This window comes from Aridibaculum aurantiacum (genome assembly GCF_017355875.1).
GTDB lineage: Bacteria > Bacteroidota > Bacteroidia > Chitinophagales > Chitinophagaceae > Segetibacter > Segetibacter aurantiacus.
The window spans coordinates 33,317-45,363 of sequence record NZ_JAFEWC010000001.1; the positions used below are offsets into that span (position 1 = coordinate 33,317).

The window sequence follows — 12,047 nt, forward strand, 5'->3', positions numbered from 1 at the left end:
AGATGAAGTTTTACATGCGTTCTCTTTTGTTCTTGTCCAATATGTTCAAACTTATTCTTGTTATCCTTATTCTCGGTTGCACCATTTCAGCATGTAACAGCGATTACACAGCAAAGCCTAAAGGATATTTTAAAATAAATTTTCCTGAAAAGAAATACCAGCTATTCGATCAGCCGGGCTACCCGTACCAGTTTGAATATCCGGTGTATGCCAACATTGTAAAAGATACCAGCTTCTTTGGAGAGGCTACTGAAAACCCGTGGTGGATAAATGTAGACTACCCGCAGTTCAACGGCAAGGTGCATATTAGCTATAAGGAAATTGGTAAGAATAACTTCGACAAGTTGGTTACCGATGCTTACACCATGACCAATAAGCATACGCTTAAAGCCTACAGCATCAATGATTCCCTCATCACTACGCCCAATGAAGTGCATGGTGTTTATTTTAAGGTAGGGGGTAATGTAGCTACAGGCAACCAGTTTTTCCTCACTGACTCTACCAGGCATTTTTTGCGCGGGGCATTGTATTTCGATGCTACGCCCAACGAAGATTCGTTACTGGTGGTAAATCGTTTTCTGCAGGAAGATCTGAAGCACATGATCAATACTTTCAAATGGAAGTAAACCAACAATGTAGCTCAACTGGCTTTAGTTTCGTTTTCTACTGATGTTTATTCTACCGCTTATTTAAAAACTATCTTCGCCGCAAGAAATTATACTATGATAGCTATTGACAATGTACTGGTAAGTGACGAGGTAGTAGAAGAGCAGTTTGTATGCGACCTTACCAAGTGCAAAGGTGGATGCTGCGAAGACGGGGATGCCGGTGCTCCACTGGAGGTGAGTGAACTGGAAGAACTACGGAAAGTATACGCGCTTGTTGAACCTTACATGACCGAAGAGGGTAAGCGTGAAATAGAGCGCCAGGGAAAATACCTTTACGACCAGGAGTTTGGCTGGGTAACACCAACAGTTGGTGGTAAGATCTGCGCCTATGGTTACAGGGACAAACAAGGAATTATAAAATGTGCCATTGAGCAGGCTTACAACGACGAAAAGATCTCGTGGAAAAAGCCGATTAGTTGCCACCTGTTTCCCATCAGGATTAATAAAAGCAGGGACGGCAAAACGGAATATGTGAACTACGAACCACGTCCTGATCTATGCGCTGCGGCATGTAAGCTTGGTAAAAAATTAAAAGTTCCTACTTATATCTTTTTAAAAGAAGCTATTACCAGGAAGTATGGCGAAGAGTTTTACGAAACACTGGAAGCCACAGCAAAATACATGGAAGCGAGTAAGTAAGATCACCATGTGTTTCTTATTAAACCTACTCCACTAATACTGAGCATCTAATTGTACCGCAATGAATGATAATGCTGCATCTTTTATAGCAAAAAGTACCATAAAGGCGGCCGACCTCGAGCACAGGCGAAAGATCAATTTCAACATTAGTAAATACAATGCGGTAGTGCCTGTAGGCAAACTGCAGTTTACCAATGTAGAACTGGCGCGGGAAAGGGCAAAGAATGCCAAATGGCGCGCTATAGAAACTTTAGATCAGCAGTTGGAGCAGTTTGAAAAACAATTTACCAACAGAGGTGGAAAAGTGATCTGGGCAGAAACGGCAGAACAGGCACTAAAAGAAATAGGCGCCATTTGCAAGCAAAAGAACTGCAAGACAGTGGTGAAGAGCAAGAGCATGGTCACCGAAGAAATTCACCTGAACAAGTTCCTGGAGAAACAAGGAATTGAAAGCGTAGAGACTGACCTGGGTGAATACATACAACAACTGGATGACGAGCCGCCGTATCATATTGTAACTCCCGCCATGCACAAAAGCAAGGAGGATGTGGCAAAACTATTTGCAGAAAAACTAGGCACTTCACCTGATCTTACACCCGAACAACTTACTATAGTAGCGCGTCATAAGCTGCGTGAGAAATATGTGGCCGCCGAAGTGGGTGTTACGGGAGCCAACTTCATTATCAGCGATATTGGAGGGGTAGCCGTAACAGAAAATGAAGGCAATGCCCGACTTAGTAGCGCATTTCCAAAAACCCATATTGTAATTGTAGGCATTGAAAAAGTTATTCCAACGATGGCCGATCTAGCCTTGTTCTGGCCGCTGTTGTCAACCTTTGGTACTGGGCAAAAAGTGACGGTTTACAATTCAATAATAAGTGGTCCCCGGCAGGCAAATGAAGTAGATGGTCCGGAAGAAATGTACGTGATACTGCTGGACAATGGCAGAACAAATCTTTTAGCCAATCCCACCACTCGTGAAGCATTGTACTGCATTAGGTGCGGTGCATGTTTAAATGCATGCCCTGTTTACAAGAACATTGGTGGTCATGCATACGAAGCAACTTACAGTGGCCCGATAGGCAGTGTGATCACGCCACACCTGAAGGATATGGATGACTTTAAGCATTTAAGTTATGCATCATCGTTGTGTGGCAACTGTACACAGGTATGCCCGGTGCGTATCAACCTGCATGAATTGCTGTTAGAGAACAGGCATGAATCGGTTGAATTTGGAATGGCTTCATTGAGCGAAAAGTTTGCTTGGAAAGGTTGGAAGATGGCCATGATGAACCGGAAATGGATGAATATGGGTAATGGTAAAATGAAGAATATGGTGATCAACAAGATCTTCAAGCCGTGGACTGCCCACAGAGGTCATCTTGATTTTTCGCAGAAAACCTTCAATGAATTGTGGAAGGAGAAGAATGGAGAATAGAGCATGTTTCAACTGTGATAAGTAGAGATGGTATATCTTGAGCCTACCGATGCTAATGCTTATTTACATTCCTAGTTCAACAGCCCGCACTCAATACATCTTCTCCACTTTATCGGCGGCTATGGGTGTTGAATACAAGATCACCACGCATGTAGAAGAATACCTTGCTTTTGCGGGGCCGCGCATCAATTACTCCAATGAACGATTAACAACAGGTGAGGTTTGGATAGAACCTGTTTCTCTATTATATAAAACAGGCGTACATCAACAGGATATTACATGTTTCGAATGGAGCGGTGTAAAAGCTTTTTTTGCCTCTGGTGGAGATTTACCTTTTGATGTTTTTGCTGCAGCTTTCTATTTGCTTACACGTTACGAAGAATACCTTCCGCACAAGCAGGATATGTATGGCAGGTATGCACATGAGAATAGCATCGCGTATAGAAATGGATTTCTTCACCAGCCACTTATAAACCTTTGGCTTCAGCGATTTGAAAAGATTTTATTACAGAAGTTTCCTGCATTACAATTCTCTCCTCCATCTTTTGCTTTTACTCCCACATACGATATAGACATTGCCTGGGGCTACCGGCATAAAGGATTTTTGAGAAATGCAGGCGGGTTTGCAAAGGCATTAACCAAAGGCCGAATCAAAGATGTATTCCAAAGGCTGCGTGTATTGCTGGGTAAGCAAAAAGATCCATTTGATGTATATGATTGGCTGGATGAACTGCACCGGGTCCATCAACTGCAGCCTATTTATTTTTTCTTATTAGCACAGCAAAACAAAGGCTACGACAAGAATATTCTTCCTTCTTACTCAGCTTACCAACAGCTGGTAAAACGGCATGCAGAGAAGTATAATACAGGCATTCATCCTTCGTGGCAGAGTGGCGATGATGATAATAAGTTGCAACAAGAGATACATCTTCTTGCATCACTTGCAGGTAATGTTGTAAAAAGCAGGCAGCATTATATCCGCATGACTTTGCCCAAAACCTACAGGCGTTTACTTGCTGCAGGTATACAAGAAGATTATTCGATGGGCTATGGGAGCATCAATGGATTTAGGGCTTCTTATTGTTTACCATACAAATGGTACGATCTAGAAAAGGATGAAGAGTCAAACCTGCTGATTTTTCCTTTCTGCTACATGGAAGCTAATTCGCTTTTTGAACAGCATTATTCAGCAGCCCAAGCCTTTGATGAACTGAAACAATACTACGAGCAGGTAAAGCAGGTAAATGGACACATGATCACCATCTTTCATAATCACCTTCTTTCGATGGAGCCTGCACAGCTTGAATGGCGGAAAATGTATGAGCGCTTTTTACAAGAAATGGTGTAACCAATGCGCACCTATAGCAGTGGTCATCTTTTCTTAATACTCCTATTCACGATGTAAACACCCACAAGTGTTACCAGTGAACCAATGATGATGGTGAACGTAAGTTTTTCTTTTAGTACTACTGCACCAATGAGTAAAGCAATGATAGGGTTAAAGTAGCCGTAAAGGGAGGCAATGGCAACCGGGAGATGTTTCATAGTGTAGATCATCCCGACGAAGGCAGCAACTGAACCAATAGCAATCAGGTAGGAAACAGCCATCCAGGATTGAGTCGGCACTGCGCTAAAAGGTATATTATTTCCGGTGCAGATGGCAAGCAGGTATATAAGGAACGAACCGAGGAACATCTGCCAACCCATTGCATAGTAAGGGTTCATTTTCAACTTTGACCTTGCCACTAATATTGTTCCTATACTCCACGAAATAGTAGAAAATAAACAGAGCGATATGCCGAACACATACCCATCAGGTTGGTGATGAAACGCGTTCTGGTAAAACACTAGGCTCAAGCCTGCAATGCCCATGATCATTCCTAATACAGTAAACCTGTTGTTTGGACTGTTCCTGAACCAGATCATTTCTATGATAACTACGAAGAGCGGGAACAGTGTTCCTATAAGAGCAGCCATTCCACTGGGCACGTATTTGATGCCCCAGGTGGTAATGCCATTGGCTAGCACAATCATAAACAGAGACATTAGCAGCAGCCACTTGAAGTCTCCGAGCTTTGGCCAAGGTTCGCCTTTTAGCTTAAAGAAGGAAAGAAAGATCAGGCCCGCACAAAATTGCCTGATGTAAGCGAGCTGCAGACCAGGAATTCCTTGCACGCCTATTTTACTTACCACCCAGGTACTACCCCAAAACAGGCTGATAGCTGCAAGTGCCAAATAAGCTTTTTTGTTCGTGGGCTTTGGCTCCTCCAACGCTATTGCTGCCGGTTCTATCTTGTCCATTTTGCCTGTGGAATTTATCCTTTGCTGCGCTGCAAAATCAATGCTTAAAGTGACGCATGCCTGTCATTACCATTGCGAGGTTCTTTTCTACGCAATAGTCAATGCTGTCTTTATCCCGAATAGAGCCACCAGGTTGTATGAAAGCATGGATACCTTCAGCATAAGCTATCTGTACACAATCATTAAAAGGAAAGAAAGCATCTGATGCCAGCACTGCACCCTGCAGGTCAAAATTGAATTGCTTGGCTTTTTCAATTGACTGGCGTAGTGCATCTATACGGCTTGTTTGCCCGCAACCTTTACCAACCAGTTGTTTATTTTTAACCAGCGCAATTGCATTGCTCTTTAGGTGCTTACAGACCAGGTTAGCAAAAGCAAGATCTTCTCTTTCAGCTTCAGTGGTCTCTCTGCCACCTACTTCTTCCCATTTGCTGTAATTGCCTTCATCTGTTTGTTGAGTAAGAAAACCATTCACTACAGATTTCACTTGCTGTGTTTCTCCCAGTAGATGTGGATGGCATATCAAGAGTATCCTGTTCTTTTTGCTCTTCAATATTTCCATGGCATCAGCATCGTATTGCTGTGCTATAAGCACTTCAAAAAATATCTCGTTAATAGCTTCTGCAGTAGACTTATCAATGGTTCCATTGCAAACAAGCACACCACCAAACGCACTTTCGGGATCGCCGGCCAGCGCTACATCCCATGCTTCACGAATGGTAGAGCGCGATGCAATACCGCACACATTTGTATGCTTGATGATAGCAAATGTTGTTTCATTGAATTCTTTTATGAGCTGGATAGCCGCGTCTATATCTACCAGGTTGTTGTACGAGATCTCCTTACCATGGCACTGCGTAAACACTTTTTTCAGGTCGCCGTAAAACACGGCTTGCTGGTGCGGGTTCTCGCCATAGCGCAGCGTTTGTTGTATAGAAGATTGAATGGTCTGTAAAGGTTTATCAGCATTAAAATAGTTGCTGATGGCGATATCATATTTCATTACCACCTCGAAAGCCTTTGCAGCAAAGGATTTGCGTTGTTCTATAGTGGTGCTGCCTTCCTGTTCTACCAAAAGTTTTTCAAGCGATGCATAATCTTCTTTTGCTGCCACTACCAGCAGGTCTTTAAAGTTTTTCGCCGCAGCTCTAATCATCGATGGACCACCAATATCAATCTTCTCAATGATCTGTTTTTCTTCGTTGGTCGATGCAAGCGTTTCTTCAAAAGGGTACAGATCCACAATTACAAGATCAATCTCAGGAATATTATACTGGCGCATTTCCTGCATGTCCTGCTCGTCATCGCGCCTGCCAAGTATGCCACCAAACACCGATGGATGAAGCGTTTTCACTCTGCCACCCAGTATAGATGGGTACGATGTAAGGCTCTCCACCGCCACACATGGAATACCAAGATCTTTAATGAATTTTTCCGTCCCGCCGGTAGAGTAGATCACCACGCCCAGCTTATGCAGTTGCCTGGCAATGGAATCCATACCATCTTTATAAAAAACAGAAATAAGTGCAGATTGAATTTTCTTTTGCATGACGATTTGATTAGAACGAATAAATGGTGGCAAGCAGTCGTACCCTGGTTAGAGATCGTTGCGACGCTCCGTTCATCGGTAGTGCTGCTATGTAGCAGTGATGCAGCCGCAACTTGGCTGTACTAAATGAATTAGTTTGTTCAGCTAAACAACGATCAACCAAAGCATTTACAACTCCATTACATAAGCACCTTGCTCAGGTGTGGAATGGTGGCGCAAATGTAGGCTGTCACAATCTTTTTTCCAGAGGTTAATTTTCCATTGCGGGTTCGATGCATCAAAAACATAGAGCTTGCAATCAAAGGCCTTGTTCAATTGGTTAATGTAGATCTTAGGGTTCTTTGATATAAGGATCATATCTACGGGTATTCGCTTTTGTGTATCAAACTTCAGCGGCTTATCTATCACCAGTATCCGCTTATCATGAAAGTATACAAACGGGTATTGAAACACCAGTTGTTCTAGCTGCACTTCATTATTTATTCTATAGTTGATCCGCGCCGGCTTCAGGTGAAAATTGGCTAGTGCCGGTGCTACGGCCACTGCAGTATCACCTACAAACTGGCACCGCTCACCATCTATAAAATCCAAAGCCATATGTTTAGATACATTATATACCACCAGCCTCGCCCTATTTCCAATAGTGGCTTTTTCATAACTGTCTATTGCAACAAAGGCCAGGAAACAAAGCGCGGTAATATGAAATGACATTTTCCAGCGGCGTATCAACCAACAACTGCCGGCTATAATGGCGCCATATAGCAGGTAAGCCTGCAGCAGGTTCACCTGTATGTTGTCATAGGTTACAAACGAAAGCTGGTCAATATGCTTGATAAAGCTGTTTAGCATCCAGATAAAAAAATGTGTTACTCCACCAACCAGGTTTGCCAGGGGTTCATAAAAAGAAAAAATCACTAAGACTAGCTCCAGCTTTAGTATGATACCCGCTAGTGGTACAGCCAGTAGATTGCTAAACAAAAACAACAACGGGAACTGGTGGAAGTAATAAATGACAATAGGGAAAGTAAGCACTTGTGCAGACAAGGTAACAGATGAAAGTTTCCATAACAGGTCAAGGAGTTTGTTCTTTATGTAAAACCACCTACATATAGGCTGCATGAATGTAACGATGCTAAGTACAGCTGTGTAAGACAACTGGAAGCCAACATCCCACAAGTAGAATGGGTTGTAGCAGAGCATAACAAAAGCAGAGCCTGAGAGTATATTATAAATAGAAGCTTTCCTGTTGAACAGCTTGCCAAATATCAAAAAGCTGAACATTGTAGCTGAGCGAACAATAGATGGTGCAGCACCCGCCACCAGCGCAAACATCCATAGCACCAGCAGCATCAGTACTGAACTGATGATCCTGTTCGATTTAGTCTGTTTTAATTTCTTGCTAAGCCAGAACAATATACCATAGATCAACCCGAGGTGCAATCCAGAGATAGCAATGATGTGCACGACGCCCGTATTGCTGTATGCCTGTACCAGGTCTTTATCCAGGTCATTCCTGTAGCCTACCAGCAACGCTTCAGCTACAGCGCTTTCTTCTTTTCCATCAACATGTTTTTTCAGAACATCCAGTACATACAGCTTTACCTGCAGCAGGTAGTAAGAAAGATCTTTTCCAGGCGCTGAGGGTAATGTCTGATAATGATCTGCCTTGAGATAAACCTGGTGATGTATATCTCGAAAAGCATTGTAGCGTGCATAATCAAAAGCACCGGGATTACCTGAGTTCTTGATGGGTTGTAGTGCGTTTACAAACAATATTTGCGAGCCATATTGAAGTGGAGGAGGAGTAGAGTCTTTTTGTAGATAGATGATGATATCACCTGTTACTTCCACCCACTCTTCCTGTTGGCGTATAGCAATAACACTAGCCTGTGCTTTATACGATCTTTCTTTTTCTACCAGCGGTTCTTGCAGTACTACCAGCACTGCATCCTGTGGTTCGTAATGGTGCCCCAGCCATTTTTCGTTGTTTCTGATGTCTTGCTGGTGTGTTACCAGCATACCTATACATGCCATTGCGGTATAGATCAACCCGCCTTGTATCCACCTGAGCCTGTACACCCAGTTGATATGAAGAAATGAGATGAACACGGAAATGATACAGCATGCAAGCAGCAAAAACAACGTGATCTCCAGGGGAGGCTGAAGGTACCATTGCGCTGCTATGCCTGCAATGAAAGGAATGATCAGCCTTGCAAAAGGCATCTGCTTCCAAATGTATGGTGAGCGGTGGTGCTGCATTTTATGGCAAGTGTTTATTAAGATAAACACGCAAAAAAGAAAATGCAAGAGCCGCAGCTACATAAAGTTCTTGCAAACAAAAATGCCGCACCTGTAGGGGTGCGGCATGTAAAAGTTCTATAGAACAATTATTTACTTAAGTGCATGCTTCTTTCCTTATACAGCGTTCTGAAGTATGGATCTCTCAGATCCTTGATGAAGCGTATAGCTTCACCAGTGCTCTTCATTTCTGGTCCTAATTCCTTACTTACACCCGGAAATTTATTGAAGCTGAAGACAGGTTCTTTTATGGCAAAACCTTCTAGCTTTTTCTCATATGTGAAGTCCTTCACTTTTGCTTCGCCTAACATCACTTTAGTAGCAATGTTCAGGTATGGTATCTGGTAAGCTTTTGCAATAAATGGCGTAGTACGCGAAGCACGTGGATTTGCCTCTATCACGTATACTTTTCCGTCTTTTATAGCAAACTGAATGTTGATGAGTCCACGGATATTTAGAGCCTTCGCAATTTTCTCCGAGTAATATTCCATGGTGGTTACTTCAAGTGGAGTAAGATTGAATGCAGGTAAAACCGCGTTACTATCACCACTATGGATACCAGCAGGTTCAATATGCTCCATCACGCCCATCACATGAAAAGTTTCACCGTCGTAAATGGCATCCACTTCAGCTTCCTGGCAGCGATCAAGAAAGTGGTCAATCAATATCTTATTATCGGGTATGTGACGCAGCAGGCTTACCACAGCCTTTTCTACCTCTTCATCGTTAATCACTATCCGCATTCTTTGTCCACCAAGCACATAACTTGGGCGAACCAGTACAGGATAACCAACTTTATTGGCAACTTCTATGGCTTCATCAGCAGTATAAGCAGTACCATAAGAAGGGTAAGGTATTTCAAGCTCTTTCAAAAGATCGCTAAAGCGGCCACGATCTTCGGCAATGTCCATGTCGTCGAAAGAAGTTCCGATGATCTTAATGCCGCGAGCTACTAGCTTTTTTGCAAGTTTCAGCGCGGTTTGACCACCGAGTTGTACAATTACGCCTTCTGGTTTCTCAAGTTCAATGATCTCCCAAAGATGCTCCCAATACACAGGCTCGAAGTATAACTTGTCAGCCATGTCAAAATCTGTACTCACAGTTTCAGGATTACAGTTGACCATAATAGCCTCGTAACCACACTCTTTGATAGCAAGAAGACCATGTACGCAGCAGTAATCGAACTCTATTCCCTGGCCAATGCGGTTGGGGCCACTGCCAAGAACAATAATCTTTTTACGTTGCGAAGGGATGGACTCGTTGGACGGTAATGATTGATACATGTAGCGAAAGATTTCGCGAATTTAAGGCTACAGCAGAAATGGTGTGTTATTTTTTGTCGGAACTATGACTGCTGGTGCATGCTGACTGTGAAACTTTAGATCTGCACACTACTTTTGCAGCCGGCATCTGAACGATGATTCAACACTTGATGATGCTTTAATTAGTATGAAAGATGTAACAATAGATGAAGCGGTACAACTGCTACAAATGGATGAAGTAGTGGCAATTCCAACGGAAACGGTTTATGGTTTAGCAGCAAATATTTTTAGTGAAGCGGCTATTAAAAAAATATTTGAGAAAAAAGGCCGACCACTTACAAACCCGCTCATTGTTCACATTCCTTCAGTAGATGCATTGGAAACTTTGGCTCAAAACATACCACCACTTGCGTACAAACTGGCGGAGAAGTTTTGGCCGGGGCCGCTGACACTGGTATTGGAAAAGCGGCCTGAAATTCTTGATATCATTACAGCGGGTGGTCCTACCGTAGCAGTACGCATACCTAATCACCCGGTGTCGCTGGAGCTGCTTAGGAAGCTGCCTTTTCCTGTGGCTGCACCGAGTGCTAATCCATCAAACTATTTAAGTCCAACGAGTGCGGAGCAGGTAAAGCAGGCATTTGGCGCTGCGCGTCCTTATATTTTAGATGGTGGACGTTGTAAAAGAGGAATAGAATCAACCGTAGTGGCTGTGAAAGAGGATGGTGTTCACCTGTACCGTTTTGGAGCTATTTCAAAAGAAGAAATAGAGGCGGTGATAGGTGAGCCGGTTATTGTAGCCAATTCAGAAAAGACCATTGCAGCATCTCCTGGAATGATGAAGAAGCATTACTCGCCGAGGAGCAGGCTTATTTTGACTAATGATGTAGTGGCAACAGTAGAGGAACTGGACGGAAGGATTGGGGTGTTGTCGTTTGCCAACGAATACCAACACGAAAAAATTCACCAGCAGCTGGTTTTATCTGGTACTGGGGATATGGCTGAAGCCGCCCACAACTTATTTTCTTACCTATACGACTTAGATACGCTTGAACTGGATGTGATCGTGGCAGAACTCTTACCCGAAGAAGGATTAGGCAGATCGGTTAATGACCGGCTGCGAAGAGGGGCGGTGCGTTAGGTTTGTTAGGCGGAAGGTGGTAGGCGAGAGATGTGAGGGATTAAAGGTGAGTATAAGATGTCAGGAAGGTTTGCCCATTTTTTTGGAGTAGATGTATACAGGCTTGGGCTATGCCCAAGGAATATGCTTTCTGATATGATTGCTACAAACGGTGTTGGGCTATGCCCAACGTTATTCCAAAATATAATGCACGTCTTAAATCGCGCTGCCAACATTGCAGTCATAATTTAACTCACAGTGCTATGCTTTTTATGCGTCATTCATCAATGCGCGTAGCGCATTCCTGTTTGTATAACATGGCAAACACCGAAGAATTATTGTTGGGCGTAGCCCAACCCCCTAATAAGTTTATTAGGTTCAAATATTCAATGGTTGCTTCAAAACGTTGTTTGGCTACAGGCTTGGGCTACGCCCAAGGAACTTCCTTCTTATTGAAATTGCTACAAACGGTGTTGGGCTATGCCCAACGTTTCTCTATTGATCTATTTATTAAAGAGCAACGCGCATCATTCGCTTCTCCTGGAAATTTCATACACGGCTATGCTTTTGTTTCGTCATTCTTCTATGCGCGTAGCGCATTCCTGTATGTAGAGCAATGGCAAACATCAAAGTCATGTTGGGCGTAGCCCAACCCTTATCAAGGATTTAGCAGTTTTAAAAAGTTCAGGAGGATAGGCTCTGAAGCTGTTCCAAAGAGATATGCCGTACAAGTGTGCGACGCAACCGGAGCTGCCAATAGTGCGAATGTTGG

General features: G+C 43.2%; 10 protein-coding genes. 6 read left to right on the top strand and 4 right to left on the bottom strand.

Annotation, left to right across the window (positions count from 1 at the left end; genetic code table 11):
- Positions 1-2 precede the first annotated feature (2 nt).
- The 4 genes from gldD to J4N22_RS00185 all read left to right on the top strand — a co-directional run bounded on the left by gldD (position 3) and on the right by J4N22_RS00185 (position 4,093).
- Positions 3-626 carry a gliding motility lipoprotein GldD gene (gene gldD / locus J4N22_RS00170; RefSeq protein ID WP_242692003.1) on the top strand — a complete coding sequence of 208 codons (624 nt, stop codon included), beginning with the start codon at positions 3-5 and terminating at the stop codon, positions 624-626.
- Positions 627-722: 96 nt separating this feature from the next.
- Positions 723-1,307 carry a DUF3109 family protein gene (locus J4N22_RS00175; protein ID WP_207491454.1) on the top strand — a complete coding sequence of 195 codons (585 nt, stop codon included), beginning with the start codon at positions 723-725 and terminating at the stop codon, positions 1,305-1,307.
- A gap of 61 nt (positions 1,308-1,368) precedes the next feature.
- Positions 1,369-2,745, top strand: a complete 1,377-nt coding sequence (locus tag J4N22_RS00180) for a LutB/LldF family L-lactate oxidation iron-sulfur protein (protein ID WP_207491456.1) — start codon at positions 1,369-1,371, stop codon at positions 2,743-2,745.
- A gap of 55 nt (positions 2,746-2,800) precedes the next feature.
- On the top strand, positions 2,801-4,093 hold the full coding sequence (locus tag J4N22_RS00185; protein WP_207491458.1) for a polysaccharide deacetylase family protein: 1,293 nt from the start codon (positions 2,801-2,803) through the stop codon (positions 4,091-4,093).
- A gap of 23 nt (positions 4,094-4,116) precedes the next feature.
- On the opposite strand, the gene J4N22_RS00190 is transcribed toward J4N22_RS00185, so the two are convergent.
- From J4N22_RS00190 to J4N22_RS00205, 4 genes are all read right to left on the bottom strand, one after another.
- Positions 4,117-5,046: a DMT family transporter gene (locus tag J4N22_RS00190; protein WP_207491460.1), complete on the bottom strand. Its 930-nt coding sequence runs from the start codon at positions 5,044-5,046 to the stop codon at positions 4,117-4,119.
- 37 nt (positions 5,047-5,083) lie between these two features.
- Positions 5,084-6,595 (bottom strand): bifunctional phosphoribosylaminoimidazolecarboxamide formyltransferase/IMP cyclohydrolase, encoded by a 1,512-nt coding sequence (gene purH / locus J4N22_RS00195; protein WP_207491462.1) that lies wholly within the window; start codon positions 6,593-6,595, stop codon positions 5,084-5,086.
- 168 nt (positions 6,596-6,763) lie between these two features.
- The gene (locus tag J4N22_RS00200; RefSeq protein ID WP_207491464.1) at positions 6,764-8,854 is read right to left on the bottom strand and encodes a ComEC/Rec2 family competence protein; all 2,091 of its coding nucleotides are present in this window, start codon (positions 8,852-8,854) and stop codon (positions 6,764-6,766) included.
- A gap of 128 nt (positions 8,855-8,982) precedes the next feature.
- On the bottom strand, positions 8,983-10,176 hold the full coding sequence (locus tag J4N22_RS00205) for a carbamoyl phosphate synthase preATP-grasp domain-containing protein (protein WP_242692004.1): 1,194 nt from the start codon (positions 10,174-10,176) through the stop codon (positions 8,983-8,985).
- Between the two features lie 166 nt (positions 10,177-10,342).
- On the opposite strand from J4N22_RS00205, the gene J4N22_RS00210 reads away from it, so the two are divergent.
- Both J4N22_RS00210 and J4N22_RS00215 read left to right on the top strand, forming a co-directional pair.
- The gene (locus J4N22_RS00210) at positions 10,343-11,296 is read left to right on the top strand and encodes an L-threonylcarbamoyladenylate synthase (protein WP_207491466.1); all 954 of its coding nucleotides are present in this window, start codon (positions 10,343-10,345) and stop codon (positions 11,294-11,296) included.
- Positions 11,297-11,457: 161 nt separating this feature from the next.
- Positions 11,458-11,922, top strand: a complete 465-nt coding sequence (locus tag J4N22_RS00215; protein WP_207491468.1) for a hypothetical protein — start codon at positions 11,458-11,460, stop codon at positions 11,920-11,922.
- Positions 11,923-12,047: the final 125 nt, after the last annotated feature.